Annotated in this window: 22 protein-coding genes; 1 reads left to right on the top strand and 21 read right to left on the bottom strand. The window is 66.5% G+C overall.

Features of this window, described 5'->3' with window-relative positions:
- Positions 1-215: 215 nt before the first annotated feature.
- From ispH to D579_RS0106810, 21 genes are all read right to left on the bottom strand, one after another.
- Positions 216-1,166: a 4-hydroxy-3-methylbut-2-enyl diphosphate reductase gene (gene ispH / locus D579_RS0106915; protein ID WP_018951518.1), complete on the bottom strand. Its 951-nt coding sequence runs from the start codon at positions 1,164-1,166 to the stop codon at positions 216-218.
- A gap of 18 nt (positions 1,167-1,184) precedes the next feature.
- Positions 1,185-1,619, bottom strand: a complete 435-nt coding sequence (locus tag D579_RS0106910) for a peptidylprolyl isomerase (RefSeq protein ID WP_018169270.1) — start codon at positions 1,617-1,619, stop codon at positions 1,185-1,187.
- 12 nt (positions 1,620-1,631) lie between these two features.
- Entirely contained in the window at positions 1,632-2,135 is a 504-nt protein-coding gene (gene lspA, locus D579_RS0106905) for a signal peptidase II (protein ID WP_018951517.1), read from the bottom strand.
- Positions 2,135-4,981, bottom strand: coding sequence for an isoleucine--tRNA ligase (gene ileS / locus D579_RS0106900; protein ID WP_018951516.1), 2,847 nt, complete (start codon positions 4,979-4,981; stop codon positions 2,135-2,137). Before ileS ends, lspA begins: the two co-directional genes overlap by 1 nt.
- 33 nt (positions 4,982-5,014) lie before the next feature.
- Entirely contained in the window at positions 5,015-5,977 is a 963-nt protein-coding gene (gene ribF, locus D579_RS0106895) for a bifunctional riboflavin kinase/FAD synthetase (protein WP_018650622.1), read from the bottom strand.
- Between the two features lie 54 nt (positions 5,978-6,031).
- Positions 6,032-7,603: a murein biosynthesis integral membrane protein MurJ gene (gene murJ / locus D579_RS0106890; protein ID WP_018169266.1), complete on the bottom strand. Its 1,572-nt coding sequence runs from the start codon at positions 7,601-7,603 to the stop codon at positions 6,032-6,034.
- Between the two features lie 340 nt (positions 7,604-7,943).
- Positions 7,944-8,165 (bottom strand): cold-shock protein, encoded by a 222-nt coding sequence (locus tag D579_RS0106885; RefSeq protein ID WP_196799411.1) that lies wholly within the window; start codon positions 8,163-8,165, stop codon positions 7,944-7,946.
- Between the two features lie 285 nt (positions 8,166-8,450).
- Entirely contained in the window at positions 8,451-9,170 is a 720-nt protein-coding gene (locus tag D579_RS0106880; RefSeq protein WP_018650621.1) for an SDR family NAD(P)-dependent oxidoreductase, read from the bottom strand.
- A gap of 238 nt (positions 9,171-9,408) precedes the next feature.
- Positions 9,409-11,619, bottom strand: coding sequence for a bifunctional diguanylate cyclase/phosphodiesterase (locus tag D579_RS0106870; RefSeq protein WP_026289458.1), 2,211 nt, complete (start codon positions 11,617-11,619; stop codon positions 9,409-9,411).
- On the bottom strand, positions 11,616-13,400 hold the full coding sequence (locus D579_RS0106865) for a SpoIIE family protein phosphatase (RefSeq protein ID WP_018951513.1): 1,785 nt from the start codon (positions 13,398-13,400) through the stop codon (positions 11,616-11,618). The genes D579_RS0106870 and D579_RS0106865 overlap by 4 nt, the downstream gene beginning before the upstream one ends.
- A 7-nt stretch (positions 13,401-13,407) precedes the next feature.
- Complete coding sequence (locus D579_RS0106860) at positions 13,408-13,713, bottom strand: STAS domain-containing protein (protein WP_018938355.1); 306 nt, start codon at positions 13,711-13,713, stop codon at positions 13,408-13,410.
- A gap of 257 nt (positions 13,714-13,970) precedes the next feature.
- A complete protein-coding gene (locus D579_RS0106855; RefSeq protein WP_018951512.1) occupies positions 13,971-15,170 on the bottom strand; it encodes a methyl-accepting chemotaxis protein in 1,200 nt (399 codons plus the stop codon).
- An 11-nt stretch (positions 15,171-15,181) separates the two neighbouring features.
- Positions 15,182-16,261, bottom strand: a complete 1,080-nt coding sequence (locus tag D579_RS0106850) for a chemotaxis response regulator protein-glutamate methylesterase (RefSeq protein WP_018951511.1) — start codon at positions 16,259-16,261, stop codon at positions 15,182-15,184.
- Entirely contained in the window at positions 16,262-16,885 is a 624-nt protein-coding gene (cheD, locus tag D579_RS0106845; protein WP_018951510.1) for a chemoreceptor glutamine deamidase CheD, read from the bottom strand.
- Complete coding sequence (locus tag D579_RS0106840; protein WP_018951509.1) at positions 16,885-17,706, bottom strand: protein-glutamate O-methyltransferase CheR; 822 nt, start codon at positions 17,704-17,706, stop codon at positions 16,885-16,887. The genes cheD and D579_RS0106840 overlap by 1 nt, the downstream gene beginning before the upstream one ends.
- A gap of 35 nt (positions 17,707-17,741) precedes the next feature.
- On the bottom strand, positions 17,742-19,985 hold the full coding sequence (locus D579_RS0106835) for a methyl-accepting chemotaxis protein (protein WP_018951508.1): 2,244 nt from the start codon (positions 19,983-19,985) through the stop codon (positions 17,742-17,744).
- Positions 19,986-20,009: 24 nt separating this feature from the next.
- The gene (locus D579_RS0106830; RefSeq protein ID WP_018951507.1) at positions 20,010-20,789 is read right to left on the bottom strand and encodes a ParA family protein; all 780 of its coding nucleotides are present in this window, start codon (positions 20,787-20,789) and stop codon (positions 20,010-20,012) included.
- 21 nt (positions 20,790-20,810) lie between these two features.
- A complete protein-coding gene (locus tag D579_RS0106825) occupies positions 20,811-21,332 on the bottom strand; it encodes a chemotaxis protein CheW (protein WP_018938350.1) in 522 nt (173 codons plus the stop codon).
- A gap of 20 nt (positions 21,333-21,352) precedes the next feature.
- The gene (locus tag D579_RS0106820; protein WP_018951506.1) at positions 21,353-23,422 is read right to left on the bottom strand and encodes a chemotaxis protein CheA; all 2,070 of its coding nucleotides are present in this window, start codon (positions 23,420-23,422) and stop codon (positions 21,353-21,355) included.
- 2 nt (positions 23,423-23,424) lie between these two features.
- Entirely contained in the window at positions 23,425-23,787 is a 363-nt protein-coding gene (locus tag D579_RS0106815; RefSeq protein ID WP_018169253.1) for a response regulator, read from the bottom strand.
- Complete coding sequence (locus D579_RS0106810) at positions 23,780-24,094, bottom strand: lipid asymmetry maintenance protein MlaB (RefSeq protein WP_018951505.1); 315 nt, start codon at positions 24,092-24,094, stop codon at positions 23,780-23,782. The genes D579_RS0106815 and D579_RS0106810 overlap by 8 nt, the downstream gene beginning before the upstream one ends.
- Before the next feature lie 231 nt (positions 24,095-24,325).
- Here D579_RS0106810 and D579_RS0106805 point away from each other — a divergent pair, with 231 nt between their 5' ends.
- Positions 24,326-26,272, top strand: coding sequence for a GNAT family N-acetyltransferase (locus tag D579_RS0106805; RefSeq protein WP_018951504.1), 1,947 nt, complete (start codon positions 24,326-24,328; stop codon positions 26,270-26,272).
- The last annotated feature ends 6 nt before the right edge of the window (positions 26,273-26,278 follow it).

Here is a 26,278-nt window from a genome sequence, read left to right as displayed (position 1 = left end):
CCACTGCGCTACGGCCGGGATGACAAGATTCTGCTACGCATCGGGTTTGGGCCTTTCAAAAGGATCGATGCGATTCGCGGCGCTCATCAGCTTCCTGCCTGCCACAAAGCCATCCCCGGTTATCTCCGTGACCTCTGTGGTTCATTCGCCTTGCCCTCTTCATCTCTTTGTGCGCTTCGTGGTGAACAAATCGGCGCAGGGAAGGACGGGGCGGGTCAGGCAGATTCGCGGCGCAGGCCGGTGGGGATGGAGAAGGTGATGGTCTCTTCGCGGCCGGCGAGTTCGGAGACGGTGTCGACGCCATGCCCACGGAGGTAGTCGAGGACCTCGTTGACCAGGATCTCCGGGGCCGAGGCGCCGGCGGTGACGCCAATGCGGCTCTTGCCCTCGAGCCAGGCCGGGTCGATGTCGGCTGCGCCGTCCACCAGATAGGACTCCACGCCCATGCGTGCGCCGATCTCGCTCAGGCGGTTGGAGTTCGAGCTGTTCTTCGAGCCGACCACCAGTAGCAGGTCGCATTGCTTCGCCAGGTCCTTCACCGCGTCCTGGCGGTTCTGGGTGGCGTAGCAGATGTCCATCTTGCGCGGGCCCTCGATCTTCGGGAAGCGCGCGGTGAGGGCGTCGATGATCCCGGCGGTGTCGTCCATCGACAGCGTGGTCTGGGACACGAAGGCAAGCCGGTCGGGGTTGGCCACCTCGAGGTTCTCGACGTCCGCGATGGTCTCGACCAGCATCATGCTCCCGCCCCGGGAATCATCGAACTGGCCCAGGGTGCCTTCGACCTCGGGGTGCCCGGCGTGGCCGATCAGCACCACCTCGCGGCCCTCGCGGGCATAGCGCGCTACCTCCAGATGCACCTTGGTGACCAGCGGGCAGGTGGCGTCGAACACCGTCAGGCCGCGTTGTTCGGCCTCCTGCTGCACACGCTTGGGCACGCCGTGGGCGGAGAAGATCACCACCTGGCCGTCGGGGACCTCGTCCAGCTCGTCGACAAAGCGCACGCCGGCATCCGTCAGACGCCCGACCACGTGCCGGTTGTGCACCACTTCATGGCGGACGTACAGCGGCGCGCCGTAGATCTCCAGGGCGCGTTCCACGATCTCGATGGCGCGTTCCACCCCGGCGCAGAAACCACGCGGATTGGCGAGCTGGGCCTGCATGCTCATAGGAGACTCTCCTGCGACCTATTGCGGTTCACTTACCGATAGCACATCCACCTCGAAGGTGAAGTTCTGCCCCGCCAGCGGGTGGTTGAAATCCACCGTCACGGTGTCGTCCTCCACCGCTTCGATGCGGCCGGGTACGGCATCGCCGGCCGGGCTGTTGAACTCGTAGATGTAGTCCACTTCCAGCGGCAGGTCGGCCGGGAACTGCGAGCGCGGCATCTGCTGTACCGCCGCCTGGTCCCGAAACGGGAACATGACGCCGGCCTCGATCGCAAATTCCCGGTGGTCGCCCGCGATCAGACCGACCAGCAGATCCTCCAGCCCGGGCAGGATTTCGCCGGAACCGATCTCCAGGGTGATGGGTTCTTCGCCCGTCCCGTCCACGACAAAGCCGTTTTCCAGGATCAGGCGGTAGTGCATCTCGATGTGCGCGCCCTTGGTGGCCGTGGTCATGTGTGCTCCCGACTAGTCTGTGTTGCCCGAGTGGCTGCGATCGCCCTCGATGAAGGTGGCGATGATCAGCGTGATCGCCCCCACAACAATGGCCATGTCCGCCACGTTGAAGGCCGGCCAGTGATAGCCCGCCCAGTGAAAGTCCAGAAAATCCACCACCGCGCCGTAGCGCACGCGGTCGATCAGGTTGCCGATGGCGCCGCCCAGCACCAGGCCCAGGGCGGTCACCGACCACCAGGCCTGGCGTGGCAGGCGGGCCAGCCAGACGAGGATCAGAAGCCCGATCACCACGGCAATGCCGGTCAGCAGCCAGCGGCCCCAGTCCCCGGCCCCGGCCAGGAAGCTGAAGGCCGCACCCGGGTTGTACACCAGCGACAGATTAAAGAAGCTCGTGACCTCGACCGGCGCGAACAGCGTCAGCGCATGCTCCGCCCAGACCTTGGTGACCTGGTCGGCCAGCACGATGGCCACCGCGATCAGCAGCCCCGGGCCGAGGCCGGACCCCCGCAAGCCCATCAAGCGAAACGCCGGGTCTCGCCCGGGCCGTCCACGTTACTGACGCAGCGCCCGCACAGTTCCGGATGCTGGGTGTGTTGACCGACGTCCGGGCGGCGGTGCCAGCAGCGGGCGCACTTGGGCTGTTCGCTCTTGTGCACCGCCACGCCCAGCGGCGTCCCGTCGCCGAGTTCCGCGGCATGCGCAGCTTCCGGTGCGGCGCCTTCGGCGAGGCGGGCCTCGGAGGTGATCAGCACGAAGCGCAATTCGTCTCCGAGGCGTTCCAGCAGGCTGCGGGCGGTCGAGTCGGCCGGCAGGTGCAGGTCGATCTCGGCATTCAGCGAGGCGCCGATGCCCTGCTCGTTGCGCGCCAGTTCGAGGGCGCGGGCGACATGGGTGCGCACCTCCAGGATGCGGTCCCAGTCGCCATCGGAGAACGTGGCGTCTTCCGGCAGGGGCGCCAGCCCCTCGTACCAGGTGGCGAACAGCACGCTGTCCGGACGCTCGCCGGGCAGCAGTTCCCAGATCTCCTCGGCGGTGAAGGTCAGGATCGGGGCCACCCAGCGGGTCAGGGCCTCGGCCACGTGATATAGCGCGGTCTGTGCCGAGCGGCGGGCGTGCGAGTCTGCCTGGGTGGTGTACTGACGATCCTTGATCACGTCCAGGTAGAAACTGCCCAGCTCCACCGAGCAGAAGTTGTGTACCCGCTGGTAGATCTGGTGGAACTGGTAGCCGTCGTAGGCCTGCGTGACCTGGCCCTGTACCTGCAGTGCGCGGGCGACGATCCAGCGATCCAGTGGCAGTAGATCCTCCAGCGGCAGGGCGTGTTCGGCCGGCTCGAAGCCGTTCAGGTTGCCCAGCAGGAAGCGCGTCGTGTTGCGGATGCGGCGATAGGCATCGGCGGTGCGGTCGAGGATGTCCTTGGAGATCGCCATCTCGCCGGAGAAGTCGGTCGCCGCGACCCACAGGCGCAGGATGTCCGCCCCCAGGGTGGAGACCACCTCTTGTGGCGCGACCACGTTGCCGCGCGACTTGGACATCTTCTCGCCCTTCTCGTCCACCGTGAAGCCGTGGGTTAGCACCGCCTTGTAGGGCGCCTCGCCGCGCATGGCTACGCTGGTCAGGAGGCTGGACTGGAACCAGCCGCGGTGCTGGTCCGAGCCCTCCAGGAACAGGTCCACCGGCAGCTCGCCCAGTTCCGGGCGTTTCTCCACGACCGTGGAGTGCAGCACGCCCGAGTCGAACCAGACGTCCAGCGTGTCGTTCAGCTTCACGTAGTCGTCGGCCTTCTCGCCCAACACCTCTTTCGGATCCAGCTGAAACCACGCCTCGATACCGTCGCGCTCGATGCGCTGTGCGATGGTCTCGATCAGCTCTGCGGTATGCGGATGCAGGCGGTTGGTTTCCTTGTGCACGAAGAACGGGATCGGCACACCCCAGTTGCGCTGGCGCGAGATGCACCAGTCCGGGCGGTTGACCACCATCCCGTGGATCCGGGCCTGGCCCCAGCTCGGCATCCACTCCGTGTCGGCGATGGCCTTCAGGGCATCGGCGCGCAGCTCGGCGCGGTCCATGCTGATGAACCACTGCGGCGTCGCGCGGAAGATGATCGGGGTCTTGTGGCGCCAGCAATGCGGATAGCTGTGCTCGAACTTTACCGCCACGATCAGCGCGGCGTGCTCCTTCAGCACGTCGATCACGTGACCGTTGGCCTGGTGCACGTTCTCGCCGGCGAAGTGCGGGGTGTCGGGCAGGAAGCGGCCATCCGGGCCCACCGGGTTTTCCACCGGCAGGCTGTACTGCAGCCCGACCGCATAGTCCTCCTGGCCGTGGCCGGGGGCGGTATGCACCGCGCCGGTACCGGTCTCGGTGGTGACGTGATCGCCGAGGATCAGCGGCACGTCGCGCTCCAGGAACGGGTGGCGCAGCATCAGGCCTTCCAGTGCCTGACCCTTGGTGCGTGCCACGATGTGGCCTTCGCCCAGGGAGTAGCGCGCCAGGCAGTCCTCGACCAGGTCCTCCGCCAGCAGGATGCGTTCGTGTTCCAGCTCCACCAGGGCGTAGTTCAGTTCCGGGTGCAGGGCGACCGCCTGGTTGGCCGGCAGGGTCCATGGGGTGGTGGTCCAGATCACCACGCTGATTGGGCCGCGCGAGCCGTCGATGCCGTCGAAGCGGCGCAGGAAGTCGATGTCGTCGACCACGCGAAAGCGTACGTCGATCGCCTGCGAGAACTTGTCCTCGTACTCGACCTCGGCCTCGGCCAGGGCCGAGCCGCAGTCCACGCACCAGTGCACCGGCTTCTCGCCCATCTGCACGTGGCCACGCTTGAAGATGGTGCCCAGCGCCCGGACGGTGTCCGCCTCCACCTGGTAGTTCATGGTCAGGTAGGGGTTGTCCCAGTCACCCAGTACGCCCAGACGCTGGAAGTCCGCGCTCTGGCCGTCCACCTGCTCCTGGGCGTATTCGCGACAGGCCTTGCGGAAGGTCGCGGCGTCCACGTCGCGCCCGGCCTTGCCCAGCTTTTGTTCCACCTTCAGCTCGATCGGCAGGCCGTGGCAGTCCCAGCCCGGCACGTAGGGAGCGTCGAAGCCCGCCAGCGTGCGGCTCTTCACGATCACGTCCTTGAGGATCTTGTTGACCGCGTGGCCGACGTGGATCGAGCCGTTCGCATACGGAGGGCCGTCGGCCAGCACGAAGCGCGGCCGCCCGGCACAGTATTCGCGCAGGCGCTGGTAGCGGTCCTCGGCCTTCCAGGCCTCCAGCCACTCCGGCTCCCGCGTCGCCAGGCCGGCGCGCATGGGGAAGGCCGTCTCGGGCAGGTTGAGGGTGTCCTTGTAGGGGTTCGGCGGTGCCGGTTTACGTGCCATTAGCGAGTTCCGGATCGGCCCTGCGGGCCGGTTTCAGTCGTGTGCGGAGAGTTGCGTGCGGGCGGTTTCGACGTCACGCGCGATCTGCGCGCGCAGCGCCTCCAGGCCCTCGAAGCGTTGCTCGCCGCGCACCTGCGCGACGGGTTCAAAACAGACGGCCTCGCCGTACAGGTCGGGTTGGCCCTCGAGTACGTGGGCCTCCAGACGCTGTTCGGTGCCACCCACCGTCGGACGCCAGCCGATGTTGGCGACGGCGGGCAGGGCCTCGCCGGAGGCCCGGCGCAGCCAGCCGGAGTACACCCCGCGCAGTGCCAGCGGCCATGGCCCCAGGCGCAGGTTCGCGGTGGGAAAGCCGATGGTGCGCCCGCGCTTGTCGCCGTGTGCAACCCGGCCGTGCAGCCGGTAGGGCCGCCCCAGGAGTTCCGCCACGCGGGCGAAGTCGCCGGCGACGGCGGCGGCGCGCACCCGCGTGCTGCTGATGCGCCCCTCGGCGTCACGCACCGTCGGGGTGGATTCGACGGTGAAGCCGAGACGTTTGCCGGCCGTCTGCAGGGCCGACTGATCGCCCTCGCGTCCGCGTCCGAAACGGAAGTCGTCGCCCACCAGCACATGGCGGGCGCCCAGACGGCGATGCAGGACCTCCTCCATGAAGGCCGTGGCCGAAAGCCCCGCCAGCTGCGCGTCGAAACGCAGGACCCAGGCTGCGCCGAGGGCGCTATCGCCCAGCGTCACCAGGCGATCGCGCAGCCGCTGCAGGCGGCCGGGTGGCGCGGGGGCCTGGGAGCGTGCGGCGAAGTACTCGCGTGGCAACGGCTCGAAGGTCATCAGGAGCGCCGGCGCCTGGCGATCCTGCGCCGCCTCGAGTAGCCGTCCCAGAACAGCCTGATGACCACGATGCAGACCATCAAAGTTGCCAATGGTCACCACCGCGCCATGCATGCCGGCTGCCTCGAACGCCTTGCTGTCGGCCGGCCCCAGGCCGCGAATCAGCCGCATCGCCCCGATCCCGCGCAAAACCGAAAGTATAACCCGCCGGGGCCTTCCCCGGCATCATTGATCGGTGCCTTCGCGCAGCAGCAAGTGGTGCGGGCGCACGCCGGTCAGCCACAACGTGGCGGCGAGTGTGGCGGTGCCGGCCAGGATCAGGCCGGTGAGCGCCAGCAGGCGGGTGTCGACGGGCCACTCGGTCCACTGGCCAAACTCCGGCGAGAGCCAGATCAGCACCCCGATCATCGCGGCGAGCCCCAGGGGCAGCCCCAGGCGTAACGAGCGCAAACCCGGTCCTGGCTGGTAGATGCCCTCGCGGATCAGCCCGCGGTAGAGCAACCCGGCGTTGATATAGGCCGAGGCCGAGGTGGCCAGCGCCAGTCCGGCGTGCGCTCCGGGCGTGCCGGAGAGATACCACGGCAGCACAAAGGCGCCGTTCAGCACCATGTTCCAGAGCATGGCGATGATCGCAATCTTCACCGGGGTCTTGGTGTCCTGGCGAGCGAAGAAGCCAGGCGCCAGCACCTTGATCAGGATGAAGCCGGGCAGGCCCAGGGCATAGGCCGCCAGGGCCATCGCGGTCATGTAGGTATCGAACTGGGTGAAGGCCTGATACTGGATCAGCGTGGCCAGGATCGGCACTGCGAGCACGACCAGACCGACCATCGACGGCAGGGCGACCAGCATCGCCAGGCGCAGGGCCCAGTCCAGGGTGCGACCGAAGGCGGCCGGGTCGGCCAGGTTGTACTGCCGCGCCAGGCGCGGAAGGATCACCGTGCCGATCGCGATCCCGAACAGGGCCAGCGGCAGCTCCACGAAGCGGTCGCCGAAGTACAGCCAGGAGATCGATCCGGCCACCAGGAACGACGCGATCAGGGTGTCCACCAGCAGGTTGATCTGTACCACCGAGGTCCCGAGGATCGCCGGCAGCATCAGCTTCACGATCCGGCGCACCCCCTCGTGGGCGCGTCCAAAGCGCGGGCGCGGCAGTAGCCCCGCGCGCCACAGAAAGGGGATCTGGAAGGCCAGTTGCAGGGCCCCGGCGATAAACACCCCCCAGGCCAGGGCCACCACCGGCTCGTCGAACATCGGCGCCAGCCACAGCGCGGCGACGATCATCGACAGGTTCAGGAAGACCGGGGTGAAGGCCGGCACCGCAAAGCGCCCGATGCTGTTGAGAATGCCGGCCGCCATTGCGGTCAGCGAGATGAACAGCAGATAAGGGAAGGTGATCCGCAGCATGGCTGCGGCGAGGTCCTGGCGCCCGGCCTCCTGGGTGCCCAGCCCCGGGGCGAACACCCAGATCAGTGCCGGCGCCGCCAGGATCCCGATCAGGGTCACGACGGTGACCACCGTCATCAGGGTGCCGGCGGTGTGATCCAGCAAATCACGCAGGGCCTCGCGCCCGCGCTTCTCGCGGAACTCCGCGAACACCGGAACGAAGGCCTGGTTGAAGGCGCCTTCGGCGAACAGTCGGCGCAGAAAATTCGGGATGCGGAAGGCGACGAAAAAGGCGTCGGTGGCCGGCCCGGCGCCGAAGGTGACCGCCAGCACCATGTCGCGCAGATAGCCCATGATCCGGGAGATCATGGTCATGCCACTGACGACGGCGGTGGAGCGAAACAGGCGGTTCATCGCGTGCGGGAGCAGCCTTCGGGAAAGCCCCGCAGTGTACTTGAATCATTCTCGATGAACTTCTGCATTCACCACGAAGCGCACGCTCAAGAGCGATTGCACCACAGAGGTCGCAGAGGACGCAGGGGTTAGGGTGGGCGTTGGGTGGTGGGTAGGATGCTGATGAGCGTAGCGAATCGCATCGATCCGGGGACGGCCCGACCCCTGCGGATGAGCACTGCGAATCCGTCTGTTCGTGTGCTTCGTGGTGAATGCAGAACGCCGGACACGAAAAAGGCCGCCCGGAGGCGGCCTTTTCGGACGGTCCAACGAAGGAGCCGTCAGCCTTGGGAGCGGCGCCTTAGATGGCGGTCACTTCGCCGGCGGCCAGGCCCTTGGCGGTTTCCTGGATTTCAAAGGAGACCTTCTGGCCTTCGGCCAGGGTCTTGAAACCCGAACCGCTGATCGCGGAAAAATGGACGAACACGTCCTTGCCGCCATCATCGGGGGTAATGAAACCAAAACCCTTGCTCTCGTTGAACCACTTCACAACACCAGTATTCACAACTTGTAACCTCTTCATGTAACTAACAAATGTGTTCGCGGCATGCTGCCAACAGATCAACGGGAGCACTGGTTCAGAAACTAGAAACTTCCTAGTGTTGTCGCTCAACCACGAATCACGCTCCCGACTATACGCGCCATCCCAGGCAAAATCCAACGCACCTTCATGAACCTTTTTTGGCGCTGCGAAGCCGATTTTCCGGGTTGGGTCGCGGTCCGCGCCCCAACCGCCCGAAGCCGCGAAGAAGGGCAGCGTCAAGAGCGTTTCCACCGCAATTTTCTGCGTGCGAAACCGAAACGGGCGTCAGAGTTGGCGGATGTCGACGAAGCTGCCGCGGGTCGTGTGGCGCAGGCGCGGCAGGGCATCCAGGATGGCGCGCGCGGCGTTTTCCGGGTCGGGCATGTCCGGGGTGCCGCGCGCCGCCTTCAGGCGCTGGAGCACCGGGAAGCTCTCGCGGTCGGCCTCGTCGCACAGGTAGTCCTGCATCGCGGTGTCGACCAGGCCCGGGGCGAAGGCGTTGATGGCGGTCTCTTCGGGGAACTCGTGCGCGTAGAGCTGCATCATCATGTTCAGCGCGGCCTTGGACAGCGAATAGCCGCTCCAGCCGGCATGCCCGGAGACCGACGCGCCGGAGGAGATCGCGATGATCTGGCCGACGGCCACGCGCTGCTTCAGCAGCGCGTCGAGGATGACCTTGTTGGCGAAGGTGTTCACGTCCATCAGCAGGCGCAACTCGTCCATCGGCGCGTCCTGCATGCGCTGCATGTGGCCCAGTAGCCCGGCGTTTAGCACCACCAGATCAACGCGGTCCACGCCGCCCAGCAGCCGCTCCATTGCGGCCCCGGTGGCGTTGAAATCGCCCAGATCCACTTTTTCGTCGCCGCTCACCCCGGCCTCGGGGCAGCCGCGCCGGCTCATGCCGTAGACCTTCGCGCCGCGTTCCAGCAGTGCCCGGGTGAGGCCCAGGCCCAGACCGCTGGAGTTACCGGTGACGAGTGCCGAACCGAAACTGCCGTCCTGCATGCTCTTTCTCCTTGGTTTTGCCGATGGAGGGATTGTCTACCACGAAGCCCACGAAGACACGCAGAAGGGTCAGGTTAAAAGCTTTTTCACCATAGAGGGCACAGAGGACACCACAAGGCCTTCAGGCGGATTCGCGGCGTGCAGCGGTAGGATGCGTTGAGCTATGTGACACGCATCGGGGGCGGGTTGCCCCGTGGGATCGATGCGATTCGCTGCGCTCATCAGCATCCTGCTCGCTTCAAGGGCATCCTCGGTTTTCGCCCCGTCCTCTGTGGTGTACACCCAATGCGGTTACCCCGGTGTGCGAGTGTTCCTTCCATTCGCGTTCGAGCTGGGCGGCGGGCATCGGACGGCCGAGCAGGAAGCCCTGGACCTCGTCGCAGCCCATGTCGCGCAGGAAGGCGTGCTGCTGTTCAGTCTCCACGCCCTCGGCCAATACCCGGAGCTTCAAGGTCTTGCCCAGGCCGATGATCGCCCGGGTAATCGCCTCGTCGTCCGGGTCGTTGCCGATGCCCCAGGTGAATTCACGGTCGATCTTGAGCGTGGTCAGCGGCAGCCGCCGCAGGTAGCGCAGGGACGACTGCCCGGTGCCGAAGTCGTCGATCGCCACCGAGACGCCCAGGTGCACCAGACGCTGGAGCATCGCGGCCGCCGCGTCGATATCCTCGACCAGTACGCTCTCGGTGATCTCCACTTCCAGGCGCTCGGGGGCGAGCCCGGCCGCCTGCAGGGTCTCCAGGATGCGCTCGGGCAGTTCGGGGTCGGCGAACTGCCGGGCGGACAGGTTGATGGCCAGGCGCAGCGGTGGCAGGCCCAGGCGATCCCATTCCGCCAGTTGCCGGGTTGCGGTGCGCAGGACCCAGTCGCCGATGGGCACGATCAGCCCGGTCTTCTCGGCCAGCGGGATGAAGTCGCCCGGCGATACCATGCCGCGCTCGGGGTGATGCCAGCGGATCAGGGCCTCGACACCAACGGGGTCGCCGCGATTCAGTCCGATCTGGGGTTGATAATGGAGCTCGAATTCTTGCTGGCGAAGCGCGCCACGCAGTCCCTGTTCCAGCTCCAGCTGTTCGCGCGCCTGGGTGTTCAGCTCCTGGGTATAGAAGCGGCAGGTGTTGCCGCCCGAACCCTTGGCCTCGTGCAGGGCGCTGGTGGCGTGCCGCAGTAGGTCGTCCTTGCCGCGTGCATCCTGCGGGAACAGGCTGATGCCCACGCTGCTGGTGGCGACATGCAGGCCCTTCCCGAGGGCAAACGGTTCCGAGCAGTGATCCAGAATGGTCTGGGCGCGTTCCTGCGCATGGGCGAGGTTCTCGATCTCGGTCAGGATCACGGCGAACTCGTCAGCGGCCAGGCGGGCCAGAGTGTCGCGCGGGCGGAGCAGGTTCTGCATGCGCTGGGCCAGCGCGTTCAACAGGGCGTCCCCGACGTCATGGCCCAGGGTGCTGTTGATGGATGTGAAACGGTCGATGTCCAGCAGCAGTACCGCCAGCGACTCCCCCTGACGCTCGGCCTCGCTCAGGGTGGCCCGCAATCGGCTGCGCAGCCCGGTGCGGTTGGGCAGGCCCGTCAGGGCGTCGAAATTCACGAGCTTGAACAGTGCCTGCTCGGTTTTTGCGCGCTCGGTCAGGTCCTGATGGATGCCGAGGATACGGGCGGGCAAATCCTCGGCGCGCTCGCCCTCGGCCAGCATGTAGCGTTCTTCGCCGTTCGGCAGTAGCAGGCGGTGGCGGATGGAGAAGCGCGGGGTTTCGCCGTTGGCCAGACGCAGGAGGGCGAAGGACAGGGCTGCGCGGTCATCCGGGTGGGTCGCTTCGATCAGCGCCTCGCGGGTCATGGAGCGGGGGCGGTCGTCATGCCCGAACAGCACGCTGGCTTCCGGGGAAAGCTGGAGTTCGTCGGTTACCAAGTCCAGATCCCAATGCCCAATACGGGCCACGCGCTGGGCGGCCAGCAGGCGTCGGTGACTATCCTGCAGGGCCTGTTCGGCGCGCATGCGTTCTTGTACCTGGCGGGTTAGCAGATCGATGGCCTCGCGCAGGTACTCGGCCTGTTCCGGCGTGTCGTCGGGCCGATCCGGCCGTTGCTCCCGCAGGACTACGAACTGCACATTCTCATGCGTGTGCTGGCAGGTTCCTATATCGAGGAGGGCCGACCGCGTCTCCCCGTCGTCGCAAAGGATGTTTACCGGATCGCGGCGGGGGATCCATCCATCCGCGCGCGTCGATTCGCGCAGCCGTTCGAGCAGATCGAAGTCCGGGTCCCGGGGCGTGATCAGGGCGGCCATGTCGCGCCCGTCCAGGCTGCAGGCGGTGCTGCCAAACAGGCGCTCGGCCGCCGGGTTGGCATAGCGCACGTGGCCATCCGGCGCGACAAACAGCACTGCTTCGCTCAGGGCGTTGACCAAGTCGATCGGCACCGGACTGGGCCTGGACTCCAGTGCGTAAGTCATCCTGAAGCTCCACTCTCGGCCGCGTTATCCACGGCAGCACCCCAACGATAGTCCGCTTCTACCACGTTGCCGCTGCCTTGATAGCGCACCTGATGGCAGAGCTGGCGTACCAGATTCAGGCCGCGTCCCCATAGGCGCTTGTCGCCACGGCCTTCCAGCGCCTCCCGGATCTGGCGGTGATCAAAGCCGGGGCCGCTGTCGCGCACCCGGATGCGGATGCAGTGCTGGCCGGTCATGGGTCGGTAGCGCAGGGAGATGCCAATCCGCCCGTGAATGTCGCGCAGGCCCTCGGCCCGTTGGCGGTAGTACTGCTCGAAGCCCTCTACCGTGGCCTTCATGTCGGAGTCCAGGCGCAGCACACCGTGCTCGAAGGCGTTATTGCAAAGCTCGGCGATGACCGTCTGTAGTGCCTCGGCGTGGCCGCCTCCCAGGTTCGGCAGCCATTCGAGCAGCTGGGATCGGGCCGCGCCGACCAAGTCAATCTCGGCCAGGCGTTGGTCGCTGGCCTCCACTGACCAACGTAGGGTGCCCCCTAGCTGGCGACCCTGTGGGCGCTCGCTTTCGGTGACTACCGCGGGCGTGCAGTCGATGGTCACCAGGGTCATGTCGTCGGCGGGCGTCTTTTCCCCGCAGTGGGTGTCCAGCGCTTCGCGGATGCGCTCGAAAGCATCCGCAGAGGACTGGCTGGACTGGCAGTGGCGAGAGATCGTGCCTTCGCCGAACGCGGTGCCAGCGACATCGGTGGCCTCCAGCACCCCGTCGCTGACCAGCGTGAGCCAGTCGCCCTCGTCTAGATCGAAGGAACGGGTTCCGGTATCAGCGTCGAGGCGGTCGAGGATGCCCAGTGGCATGGCCTGGGACTGGATGCGCCGCACCCGGTCCCGTTGCGAGTTGCACAGCCAGGCGTCGGGCATGCCGCCGTTCCACAGGCGGACCCGGCGGCCGTCGGCGGAGAACGTGACGAGCAGCGCACCCATGAACATCGCGGCTGGCAGGAAATCGTGCAGGACGTGGTTCAACTCGTGTAGCAGTTCTTGGTCGTCCACGCCTTCCTGGGTCAGGGTGTGAAAGGTCTCGCTGACCGGATATGTCCCGATCGCGGCGGTCAGCCCGTGGCCAGTGAAATCGCCTACCAGGACGCGCAGCGCCCCGTCGGGGGTGTAGTCGGAGAGCACTACGTCGCCGCTGAAGGTGGAGGCAGCGCAGCGATGCAACCGCAACCGGTCCAGACCTTGGTTGCGGCGGGTGATGGCGCGCGAGAACAGGCCTTCGGCGGTCTCTTCTTCCCAGGCCTGGCGAGCCTGGGCGCGCAGCAGGGCCTCATTGCGGTTTTGCAGCCCCGCGTGCAGGTCGCGCAGGCGCTCCATCGCATGGATCTTGGCCTTGAGGACCGCGAGATTCAGCGGCTTGCTGAGGAAATCATCCCCGCCCGACTCGATGCCGCGCAGCAGGGCGTTCTCATCGTCCAGGGCGGTCAGGAAGATCACCGGGACGAAGTGATGGCCCATCGCGGCCTTGATGCGGGAGGTGGCCTGGTAGCCGTCCAACTCCGGCATCATCACGTCCATCAGGATCAGGTCCGGCACTTGCTCGCGGCAGGCCTCCACGGCCGCAAGACCGTTGTTGGCCTCGCGGATTCGGTATCCGGCGCCCATCAGCATCATTCGCAGCAGGCGGCGGTTGTGCGGGTCGTCGTCGACCACCAGCACCAGTCCCTCGCCGGAGATCAAATCGCCCGGCGAGGATTCGTTGCTGGTCGGGATGTTGGTCTGTTCGTCCACGACCCTGCTACTGAATGCGGAACAGGCGGCCGAAATTGGCGATATCCAGCACCTTGCGTACGCCCTGGGAGGCACCGGTGACGGTGATATCGGAGAACTCGCCTCCGGCGTGTTCGCGCAGCAGGAGCAGCATGCCCAGCGCGGAGCTGTCCATGTATTCGGTCTGCGAGAGGTCCACGGTGTAACGCACACCAGTCCCGGCGGTGTCGCGGTAGGCGGCGCGGAAGTCCTGGTGCTGTTCGAAGTCGAAGCGACCCTTGACCCGGATGCGGACTTCCTTGCCGTCGTCGGAGGTGTGTTGCTCGATACTCATATGCGATTCCTGGCGCTTTGGGGGCTTCGTGCCCGGTGAAGTAGGCGCTGAACAAAGCCACCCTGGCTTGTTCGGCGCAAGCGACGCTGCAAACCCGAGTCGCAGCTTGCGGCGGAATCAACCGTGTGGTCCGGTCGATTCCGGTGGCACATCCGACGTGCCGCGGGGAGGCGCGAATGAAGCTGCGCTTCCCCGGCGGCTGATGGCCGGCGTGATGCCGGAAGGGCGACGTCGGCGGGGTGTTGGATGGCAAGACTTCAGAACAATTCCACGTCGCCGGTGGCCATGTTTTTCTGGTCCACCGCGCGGTGGTAGTTCTCCTGGCGCCGGTCGCGCCACTCGCGCACGCGCTGCGCCATGGCCCGGGCGTCTTCGGTCGAGCGGGCCTCGTGCAGGATACCCTGCAGTTCCTGCAGGTGGGTAACCGCCTCTTCGGCGGTGCCCAGCGACTGTCGGGCAATGTCCTCGAATTGCAGTGAGCGCACGGCGATGGAAACCGCCTGATTCATGCGCTCACTCAACTCTGCCTCCTCGCGGATACGCTCGTCCAGTTCGTCGGTGGCGCGCCTGGCATATTCGAACAGGTGAGTAATGCGCTCTTTTTCGCCCATGCTTTCGTTCATGTCGCGCGAGGCCATGTCGTGTACCGTGCCATGCACCTTGCTGATCGACTCGCGGGCCTGGTCGATTTGTTTGCGGATGTCGTCATGGAAGGTTGCCGAACGCTGCGACAGCGAGCGTACCTCGTCGGCAACTACCGAGAAGCCGCGTCCGGCCTCGCCGGCGCGGGCGGCCTCGATGCTGGCGTTCAGCGCCAGCAGGTTGGTCTGCCCGGCGATCGCGCCGGCACTGTCCAGCAGCTTGAACACCCCGTCCATGTGCTGGCTCATGTCTTCCATGTGGTGGGCGCTCTCGACGCTCTGGCGACTGATCTGGACCAGGGTGTCGATGAACATCTGCAGGGTCTCGTCGGACTTGCGGGTCAGCTCAGTGATGACCTCGGCATGGGTCATGCCCTCGTCGTCACCGTCCTGGGCGACCTCGCTGGTCATCAGTTCCATCTGGCGTCCGGCGATCTGGTGCATCTCGTTGAAGCTGGAACCCAGTTCCTTCACCGCCTCGGCGATCAGCCCGCGTTGGCGGCCGATCTCGGCCGACAGCTGCCCCAGTTCGAAATCCATCGCCTGATCCAGTTCGTCGGAGAGTTCGCTCCCGCCGGTGGGCTGGCCCGGGGAGGCGCGCTCATCGGACACGGTGTCAGCGGTTGTCGGCCCGCGCTGCTGGATGCCCAGGGCCAGAACCGCCGCCAGCCCGGCCAGGGTCGTGGCGGCCAGTGCCTGCCACCAGGCGGCGTAGAAGCCGGCGATGATGGCCGCGAGCAGGAGCAGGGCGGTCAGTGCCAGCGCCAGGCCTTTCTGGGCCGAATCACGGGTGAGCCATTGCATGCGGTCGTCCATTCACATTGCTCCTATTGGCCGGATGCGGCGGCGTTGCGGTGGTCACGGATCAGGGACGCGGCGATGCCTCCCAGCGGCAGGACCTGCACCGCGGCGTCCAGTTTGACCGCTTCGCCAGGCATGCCCCAGACCAGGCTGGTGTTCTCGTTCTGGGCGATGGTGTGGGCGCCGGCGTCGCGCAGCGCTCGCAGACCGCGGGCGCCATCGTCGCCCATGCCGGTCAGCAGGGCGGCGACGACGTTGGCCCCCGCCTGCTCGGCGGCGGAGTTGAACAGCACGTCGACGCTGGGGCGGTGGCGGTTTACCGGGCCGCCCTGGTCGAGCCGGCAGATGTAGCGGGCGCCGTCGCGCGCCAGGCGCAGGTGGTAGTCGCTGCCAGGGGCCACATAGGCATGCCCCGGCATCACGATATCGCCGTCCTCGGCCTCTTTTACGCTGAGCGCGGTGTTGCGGTCCATGCGCTCGGCGAAGGCGCGGCTGAACCCCGCCGGGATGTGCTGGGTGATGAGGATACCCGGGGCGTCCGGTGGCAGGGCGACCAGGACCTCGCGCAGGGCCTCGGTGCCACCGGTGGAGGCGCCCAGGACGATGACCCGGTCGGTGGTTCGGAAACGTCCGCTGCCCACGCTGGCCAGCCGCTGCGGTGCCGGGGCGGGGGTGGCACTGCGCGCCTGCAGGCGGACGCGCGCCGCCGTGCGGACCTTGTCGATCAGCACGTCGGCATAGTCCTGCAGGGCGTGGGAGACATCCACCTTGGGCTTGGTGACAAAATCCACCGCGCCGACCTCCAGCGCCTCCAGGGTCACGTCGGCCCCTTCCTCGGTCAGTGACGAGACCATCACGACCGGCATCGGGCGCAGCCGCATCAGATTGCGCAGGAAGGTGATGCCGTCCATCTTCGGCATCTCCACATCCAGGGTCAGCACGTCCGGTTCGTATTGCTTGATCTTGGTGCGAGCGTCGAAGGGGTCGGCCGCGGTAGCCACGACCTCGATCTCCGGCGCCTGGGACAGGATTTCCGTAAGCAGCTTGCGGATCAGGGCCGAGTCGTCGACGACCAGGACGCGAATGGGCTTGGAGGTGGCAGACATCTAGAAGAGCTCCACGTCGCCCTGCAGGGGGTCGTCCTGCAGTCGGCGGCGGTAGTCCTGTTCGCGTTCGAGCAGGGTGTTGTTGTGCAGGGACACGAGTTTCTTGACCCGTGCCCGCCCGGTGGCGGGAAAGAACACGACCTTGCGCGGCCAGCGCCCGCCCACGTCTTCCGCTACCAATTCCAGTTTCTCGTCACGGAGGAACCGGCGCATGAAGGCGATGTTGCCCGCGCCGACATCGCTCATTCCGGCCATCACGCGGCCACCGCCAAACATCTTGATGCGCAGATCCTCGCGCCGGGCTCCCAGCTTGAGCAGCTCGTTGATCAGGAACTCCATCGCGTGCGTACCGTAGCGGGTGGCGTTGGAGACGGCCGGTCCCCAGCCGCTGTCGCGGTCGCCATCCGGCAGCATGAAATGGTTCATGCCCCCGACCCCGGCCTCGGATGACCACACGCAGGCGGAGACGCAGGAGCCAAGCACCGTGGTGATCAGCTCCGAACGCGAGACCGAGACATAGCATTCGCCCGGCAGCAGCTTCGCCGCCGGGCAGGCATGCACCCGATCCCAGTAGCGATTGATGTGCGCGAAGGCGCCATCGTGCAGCTGCGGCAGGGCGGACATCAGCCGGCCCGCCGGTACAGCGTCTGTTCCAGCAGCCGGAAGTCTTCGGTCACGCGGAACAGGGACTCCGAATGGCCGATGAACAGGTAGCCCTCCGGACGTAGCAGCGTGGCAAAACGCTCCACCAGCTGCTTCTGGGTCGGCTTGTCGAAGTAGATCAGGGTGTTGCGGCAGAAGATCACGTCCAGCGGGCCCTTCATCGGCCACGGATCGAACAGGTTCAGTTGGCGGAAGTGCACCATGGCGCGCAGCTCGTCGCGGATCTTCACCCGGTCCTCGTTGGCCCCCTTGCCGCGCAGCAGCCAGCGTTTCTGGCGTGCCCGCGGGATGCCGGTGACGCGCTTGGCGTCATAGACCCCGGCGTCGGCATGCTCGACCACGCGCGAGTCGATATCGGTGGCCAGGATGCGTACGTCATCCGGCGAGGGCAGGGCCTCGGCCAGGGTCATGGCGATGGAGTAGGGCTCCTCGCCGGTGGAGCACCCCGCCGACCAGACCTTCAGCGGGCCGTTCGGGTTGAGCCGTTGGATCTCCTGCAGCACTGGGCCACCCAGCATCTCGAAGTGATGCGGTTCGCGAAAGAACGCGGTCAGGTTGGTGGTCAGCGCATTGATGAACTCCTCGAGTTCGCCCTCGTCCCCCCCCTCGACCCGGTCCAGATAGGTGTCGAAGGCGTCGAGACCGAGCACGCGCAGCCGCCGCGAGAGCCGGCTGAACACCAGCTCCTTCTTGCTCTCGTTGAGCATGATCCCGGTGCGTTCCTGGGTCAGGCGGGCTACGCGCCGGAAGTCGCGTTCGCTCAGGCGATCGGAGGCGGCCAATCAGTCTCTCCCTGGCATGGGTTGAGTGTCGGGACTCAAAACTCTTCCCATTCTTCCGAGCTTTCCTGGCGCGAGGGCGCTGCAGCCGGACGCTTGGCGGCGGCGTTGCCACCGGCAGAGACCGGGCGCTTCAGCCCGCCGGCGCTCCCGGAGGCGGGCTGCGGTGCCGGCTTGGCGTTCGGTTGTTTCATCGAGCGGCCAGCGGCCGCGGACTGTTCGCCCTTGAAGAAGCTCATCAGGTCCAGCAGTTCGCGTGATTGGTCGTCCAGTGACTCGCTGGCGGCCGCCGCCTCTTCGACCAGGGCGGCGTTCTGCTGGGTGACCTCGTCGAGCTGGGTCACGGCCTTGTTGATCTCGTCGAGTCCGGTGGACTGCTCCTCGCTGGCGGCGGCGATCTCGGCAATGATGTCGGAGACCTTCTTCACCGAATCAACGATCTCCTCCAGCGCCTTGCCGGAGTTGTCGACTAGCTTGCTGCCCTCGCCAATGCGCTCCACCGAGTCGTTGATCAGGGTCTTGATCTCCTTGGCGGCCTGGGCGCTGCGCTGTGCGAGGTTGCGCACCTCGGTGGCGACCACCGCGAAGCCGCGGCCCTGTTCGCCGGCGCGGGCGGCTTCCACTGCCGCGTTGAGCGCCAGCAGGTTGGTCTGGAATGCGATCTCGTCGATCACGCCGATGATATCGGCGATCTTCTTCGACGACTGGTTGATCTCGCCCATTGCCGAGACTGTCTTCTCCACGACCTGGCCGCCTTCCTGAGCCTTGTCACGCGCGGCGCTGGCGAGCTGATTGGCCTGGCGGGCATTGTCGGCGTTGGATTTCACCGTGGAGGTCATCTCCTCCATCGACGAGGCGGTCTCCTCCAGCGAGGAGGCCTGCTCTTCGGTGCGCTGGGACAGGTCGGTGTTGCCCTGGGCGATCTCGGCCGAGGCCGAGCGCACGTTGCCGGCGCCCTCGAGGATCTGCCCGACCAGGTCGTCGAGGTTTTCCAGCGAGGTGTGGATGGCGTCGCGGAACTCGCCGAATTCGCCTTGGAATTCGCCCTCCATGCGGACGCTGAGGTCGCCCTCCGCCATGGCCTGCATGACGCGGGAGCCCTCGCGAACGGGCGGCACGACGGCGTCGAGCAGTTCGTTTACGCTTTCCGCAACGCTCTGGGTAAAGCCGCTGTAGCGTTCGGCCTCAAGGCGTTCACCCAGTTTGCCGCTTGCGGCATCCCGGATAAGGGTATCGATCTCGGCCTCGGCGTTTCGCATCTCGGTGACATCCCGCCACTCCAGCATGTTGCCGGCGTAATTGCCGTCTTCGTCAATGATCGCTGTGGCGTTAATCCAGAAGCGCAGATCACCCAGGCTGATTTCGGTCTGGTAGGGCAGCTTGGAGGGGTCTTTCAGGATCGAATGCTGATGCGACGGAACCGAGTGAAACTGGTCAATGGACTGGCCAACCATGTTGTACGGATCAAAGCTTGGGAACGCCTTGGTGAAGGCTGCCCGATGCTTCTGGAACATGGTTGTCAGCGCTGCGTTGGAGAAGGTGATGGTCATGTTCTCGTCGCACATCATGAGTGACGATGTAGCACCATCGATCGCCGCCTTGAAGCGAGCGCGCTCGCGTTCCGACTGATTCCATTCGGTCATGTCCTGCCACTCCACCATGCTGCCGACGAGCGCGCCGTTGTCATCGGTGATGCCGGAAGCCTGCAGCTTGAAATCGATGCCACCGACCTCGATCTCGGCGGTGTACGGCATGCGTGCCGGGTTCGACAGGATGGCGCGCTGATGCGACGGGTCCTTGTGGAACTGGTCGATGGACTGCCCCACGAGGTTATCCGGGTCAAAGTTCGGGAAGTGCTGCTGCAGGACATGGCTGCGTTTCCGCAGCAGGCTGATCACGGCCGAGTTGGCGTAGATGATGTTCATGTCGGTGTCGCACATCATCACGGCCATCTGCGAGCCTTCGCAGGCGGCACGCATGAAGTGCCCGTCCATCATCTCGTTCGGGGCATTGTGTGCGGCGTCGGTTTGCGGAGTGGCGGCCATCGGGGTGTCCTCGCTTTGCTTGTTCGTCTGGCGCGATGCCGGGGTGCGGCGACGCGCGGGTTTGTTCGTTTTCTTGGAAGTGTCGGTTTGCGGGCCGGATAGGGGCTCGGGCGTGGCCGTAGCGGTCGGCTGGGGCGCGGTCGAGGGCTCGTCGCCGCTTGCCTCGCCGGCCGCGCCGGATTCGTCCATCCAGCCCAGCGGGTCGTTGCCCAGCTTGTTGCGTTTGCGTGTCGTCATGGCCCGTTCTCCCTGGCTCGAGGCTCAGGCGTGTGCCGCCGTCGGGCGGGTGGTTGTTGGTGCCCCGGCCGCGACCAGATCGGCGGCCAGTTGCTGAAAGTCCCCGGCCGCGCGGTGGCGCGGCTGGTACTCGAATATCGTCTGCCCGAAGCTCGGGCTCTCGGCCAGCACCACCGTCTCGCGGATGGTGGTCGGCAGCAGGGCATCGGCGAAGTGCTCGCGGATGCGTTCGCGGACCTCGCGGGCATGCCGGCGTTGCTCGACAAAGCGCGAGAGCACGATCCACTTCTTGCGGGTCGAGCCCAGGCGCGCCTCGACGCCCTGGAGGATGCGCATCAGACGCGACAGGCCGTTCAGGGCCAGGAAGTCACCGGCCACGGGGATCAGCATCTCGTCGGCCGCGATGATCGCGTTCATTCCCAGCAAGCCCGCCGAAGGCGGACAGTCGATCAGCACGAAATCGAATGGCTGATCCAGTGCGTCCAGGGCCTTCTTCAGGCGCCAGCCGCGTTCGGCGCCGCCCTGGTTCAGGTTCTCGACCTCCTGCAGTTGATCCCCGGCGGCGACGATCTGCAGTCCGTTGCCGGCCTCGCTGAAGGCATCCTGCAACCGGGCCCCATCCTGCAGTACGCGGTCCAGGCCGGCGGGGTCTTCCAGCCCGAAGGCCATGCTCAGGTGGCCTTGCGGGTCGGCGTCGATCGCCAGCACCCGGTAGCCCTGCAGGGCCAGGGCATGAGAGAGGTTCAGGGTTACCGTCGTCTTTCCGACCCCGCCTTTCTGGTTGATCACCGCGATGGTTCGCATGGTCCGTGTGCGAGGTCGGGCTTACGCCGTCGCCTCGGCCTCGATGGCATCGGCGCTGGCGATCAGGCCCGGACCCAGCAGGGTGTCGATGTCCAGCACCAGGATCATCTGTTCCTCGACGGTCGCCAGACCGCGTACAAAGTTGACCCCGATGCGGGTCCCGAAGTCGGGTGCCGGCTGCAGGTTGTCCGAGCCGATGTTGTAGACCTCGGAGACCGCATCCACGACCACGCCCATTACGCGTTCGCGTTCCTCGCCGACCACGCGCAGCATGATGACCACCGTGGTGGGGCCGTATTCCAGCGGCTCCATGCCGAAGCGCAGACGCATGTCGATGATCGGCACAATCATGCCGCGCACGTTGATCACGCCGCGGATGTAGTCCGGCGTGTTGGGCAGGGGTGTGGGGCGTTCCCAGCCCTTGATCTCCTGCACCCGCAGGATGTCCACGCCGTATTCCTCCTCCGCGAGGATGAAGGTGAGGTACTGGTCCTCGCCGGCGGTGGCCGGGTCGTGGATCGATTGGGTTGCGTCGTTCGCCATTGCGTTCGGCTCCTTGATGATCAGGCCGCGCGGGTATCGCGCCCGCTGGCCATGCGCGCGATCCCGGCGACATCCAGGATCAGGGCCACCTGGCCGTCCCCGAGGATGGTCGCGCCGGCCGTGCCGGGGACCTTGCGGAAATTGGTTTCCAGCGTCTTGATGACCACCTGTTGCTGACCGAGCAGGTCATCGACCCGCAGCGCCACGCGCTGGTCGTCGGCCTCGGCGACCACCAGCAGGGCGCGTTCCGGCAGTGGGCTGGGCTCGGTACGGCCGAACAGGGCCGCGAGGTCGACGATCGGAATGTATTCGTCCCGGAGGCGGTACAGGGGCAGCTTGCCGAAGACCTGTTTCACGCTCTCTGGCAGGGTCTGGAGCGACTCGACGATCGCGATCAGCGGGATCACGAAGGTCTCCTCGCCGATCTTCAGCAACTGGCCATCCATGATCGACAGTGTCAGCGGCAGGCGGATGGTCAGGCGCGAACCCTTGCCGGGTTCCGACTCCAGCTCGACGTTGCCGCCGAGACCGCGGATATTCTTCTTGACCACATCCATGCCGACCCCGCGACCCGACAGGTCGCTAACCTGGTCGGCCGTGGACAGGCCGGGTTCGAAGATCAGCTGCAGGATCTCGTGGCGGTCCGGATGCTGGTTGGGTCCAACGAGGCCGGCATCGCGGGCCTTGGCGAGGATGCGGTCGGCGTCCATGCCCTTGCCGTCGTCGCGGATCTCGATGACCACGTTGCCACCCCGGTGGAAGGCCTCCAGGGTGACCTGGCCGGTCTCCGGCTTGCCGGCCGCAGCGCGTTCTTCGGGCATTTCAATGCCGTGATCGACGGCGTTGCGGACCAGGTGTACCAGCGGGTCGCCCAGGTGCTCCATGACGGTCTTGTCGACCTCGGTGTATTCGCCCTTCAGGGTCAGCTCGATCTGCTTGCCCAGCTGCCCGGAGATGTCGTGTACCAGCCGCGGAAAGCGGTTGAAGACCTGCGCGATCGGCACCATGCGGATGCTCATCACGCTTTCCTGCAGTTCGCGGGTATTGCGTTCCAGTTCGCCCAGTCCGGTGCGCAGGCGCTCGATCTGCGCCTCCATCTGCGAAGGGTCTTCCTCGAGTTGTTCGCTGATGTCGGTCAGCATTGACTGGGTGATGACCAGTTCGCCCACCATGTCGATCAGGGCATCGATCTTGCCGGTGTTCACCCGCATGGAGCTGGACTCCGAGCCGCGTGCGCCACTGGCGCCGCGTGCGGCCGGTGTCTCCGGCTGGCTGTCGGATGGTGCGGCCGTCTCGGGGGTTAGTGCGGGCGCATCAGCGGTCGGTTCGCCGCCCGATTCGCCGCCCGATTGGAGAGGCTCGATCTCCAGATCGCATTCGTCCTCGACCCATTCGAAGACCTCCTGGATCTGGTCGCGGGTGGCATCGCCTTCCAGCTCCAGGGTCCAGGCGAGGTGGCAGTCCTCCGGATCGAAGGCATCGACGCTGTCCGGCAGGCGGTCGGTGTCGCAGTGCACGGTCAGCCTGCCCAGTTCCTCCAGCACCTCGAACATGCGCAGGGGGTCGTTGCCGGTGCGCATCAGGTCCGCGTAGGGCCGGAAGTGGATTCGCCAGCCGCGCGGGCCACCGTGGTCCCCGCCGCTGGAGGCATCGGTACCATCGTTGCCACCGGCTGCCGGCGGGTTTCCGGCTTCGCTGGCGGGCGCGGCATCTCCCAGATGGGCCTCGATCAGGGCGCGCACTTCGGCTACCTCGGCGGGGTCGGCCTCGCCGCCATCGCGGGCGGCGTGCAATTGCGCGCGCAGAGTGTCCACCGCGCGCAGGAGGAGGTTCACCGTCTCCGGGGCCACCTCCTGCTCGCCGTTGCGCATGCGGTCCAGCAGGGTCTCCACGCCATGGGTGAACCCGGAGATCGCGCCGAACCCGAAGGTCCCGGCTCCGCCCTTGATCGAGTGGGCGCAGCGGAAGATCGTGTTCAGCGTCTCCGGGTCGCCATCGTCCAGCGCGAGGAGTTCGGTCTCCATGCGCTCCAGCCCCTCGAAGCTCTCCTCGAGAAAGGCATCGATGAACTGGGCCATGTCGATCGACATGACTAGCGCAGCACCCGGTTCACGGTGTTCATCAGCTGGTCGGGGTCAAACGGCTTGACCAGCCAGCCCGTCGCGCCGGCCGCCTTGCCTTCCTGCTTCTTCTCCGGCCCGGCCTCGGTGGTGAGCACCAGGATGGGGGTGAACTTGTAGTCGCCCAGCTTGCGCAGCTCGCGGGTCAGCTGCAGGCCGTCCATGGCGGGCATGTTCACGTCCGTGATCACCAGATCCGCCTTGGCGCCCTGGGCCTTGCTCAGGCCATCCTTGCCGTCGCGGCCCTCGACGACCTCGTGCCCGGCCTGCTTGAGGGTGAATGCGACCATCTGGCGCATCGAGGCGGAATCGTCCACCACCAGAACCTTAGCCATTGATGTCTCCTGAATCCTTGTCGTCGTGTTGTGCGGCGCTCGACGCAAAACCGTCTTCGGGTGCGCCCAGTGCCTGCAGGGCCTGGGCCAGAACCGCGCTGGTCCCGATGAGCGAACAGCTTTGCGCCTTGCGGGCGGCCGAATGGCGGGCCATCAGCAGGACCTGCACGCCGGCGGCGTCCACATCATTCACGGCCGCCGAATCCAGCTGCAGGTCTTCGCCGGCATCCAGTGCCGCGCGCAGTTCCTGCCAGCATTCGGCTGCGGTATCGATGCGCAGGCGTTCCGGCAACGCAATGGGGGTCATCTGCAGTAACCTTCTCTTGTCTGGGTGAACACTGTACAGGTTTTGTACAGGATGGTTCCAGTCCTGTGTAGAAATCTTGTACGGCTGGGAGCAAGAAAACTTGAGACGCGCTTCACCTTGATCAGCCGATAAAGGACTGGATTTTTGGCTCGACAGTCTGGACATCTCGCCGCTTTCAGCTCAGGAAACCCGCTTGTCTCACGTGTCATTTGATCGGAAGGAGCCGCCGATATGCAGGCCCGTACGCTCTATCGCCTGACCACCGATGCCGCAGCCTGTCAGGTGGCTACGAACTGCCTGCGGGCTGCGGCGGTGGAGGGGCCGGTGCTGTGGGTGGGCCGCTCGCCGCCCGACGGGGTGCCACATGTGGCACCGGCGCAGGCTGGGCATTGGCTGGGGCACGAGGTACAGGCCCTGGTATTCGAGGCCGGGCAACCGCTCGCGGTGGACGCGCTGGTCACGGTCGCTGGCCTGCTGGTCGGCGGCGGCACCCTGGTCATCCTCGACGGCACCGGCGGAGACGGGGCGTTTGCCCGCCGCTGGCAGGCGGCGCTGGCCGAGCCGTGGGTGCGGACGGTGGAGCCGCCGTCGGCGGATCGACGGCCCGGAATCATGCCGAGGGCGGCGGGCCCGTTTGCGTGGACGCCGGATCAGGCCGTCGCGCTGGGGCATTTGGCGGGACTCGCGCCGGGCGAATGTGTGGCGTTGACCGCCCCGCGTGGCCGCGGCAAGTCGACCCTGCTGGGCGAGTTCCTGGGCGCGGCACTGCAGCGCGGCGAATCCACGATCACGCTGACGGCGCCGACACCACGGGCCGTGGACGCATTGCTGGCACGCGCCCGACATTGGACACACGCGCCGGAACGGCACTACCGGGCCCCGGACGTTTTGCTGGAACAGGCGGAACCGCTGGATACCTTGATCATCGACGAGGCTGCGAGCATGCCGGTCGAGCGCCTGCTTCAGTTGGCCCGGTTGGCACGGCGCCTGGTGCTGGCGACCACGACCGGCGGCTTCGAGGGGAGCGGGCAGGGCTTTCGGCTGCGTGGGCTGCCGGCCCTGGAGGGGGCGGGCTTTCGCGTACGGCTACAGACCCTGGATACACCGGTTCGCTGGGCCCCGGGCGATCCGCTCGAGGACTGGCTGAATCGGCTGTTCCTGTTGGAGGCGGCGAGTCGCCCCCCGGTCTCCCAGGCCGTGCGGCTGCGCTGGAGCACGGGCGCGGCGCTTGCGGACATGCCGCAAACCCTGGAGGCGGTAATGGGCCTGCTGGCGGATGCCCATTACCGCACACGGCCCTCCGATCTGGCGCGCTGGCTGGATGATGCGGGTGTTCACCTGCTGCTGCTGGAAGGGGCGGCGGATGGCGCCCTGTTCGGGGTGGTTCTGATCCAGGAAGAGGGCGGACTGGAGCGCGCGATAGCCGAAGCGGTTTGGTCGGGCGAACGGCGCCCGCAGGGGCATTTCCTGCCGTGCACCGTTGCGGCCCGGGGTGACTTCGACCTGGCGGGGGAGGGCGCGTGGCGCATTCAGCGCATTGCGGTGCATCCGCACTGGCAGGGGCGCGGCCTGGGGAGCCGTCTGTTGCGTGCGGTCGAGGACCGGGCTGGTGCCAAGGGGGTGGCGCTGATTGGCGCGAGTTTCGGGCTGCAACCTGTGTTGCTGCACCTTTGGCAGCGCGCGGGTTATGGCCTGGTGCGAGTCGGCATTCAGCCGGATGCGGCCAGTGGCCAGGTGAGCGGCGTGGTCCTGCGTGCGACCGCGCCCCGATTGCAGCCCCGGCTGCAAAAAGCATTGGCGGCCTTTCGGCGCGACTGGCCGGTCTGGCATCCACGGTTCCTGCCGGACACCACCGCGGCTATGGTGAGCGAAGTCCTTGGGGATCAGGATGCGGAGGGCGATTGTTGTTTGTCGCTGGTTGACCCGGTGGCGGATCTGAAGGAGGTCCGAGCCTTTTCCCAGCGGGCGCGGCCCCTGGAGTGGGCGCTTCCCGCGTTGCTGCGACAGTTGGCGGTGGCGCCGCCGGACGAGCCGGAAGGTCAGCTGCTCGAGGCGAGCCTGGCGCAGCCCATCGACTGGGACCGACTGGCACGCGAGCTGGAGGTTTCCGGGCGGCGCGGCGTCACCCGAAGGTTGCGTCGCGCCGCCCGGAACTGGCTGGAGGCCCGGAGTCTGTAACCCGCC

It is taken from the genome of Thioalkalivibrio sp. AKL12, assembly GCF_000377925.1.
GTDB classification, from domain to species: domain Bacteria; phylum Pseudomonadota; class Gammaproteobacteria; order Ectothiorhodospirales; family Ectothiorhodospiraceae; genus Thioalkalivibrio; species Thioalkalivibrio versutus.
This window is presented reverse-complemented; position numbering and strand designations above follow the sequence as displayed.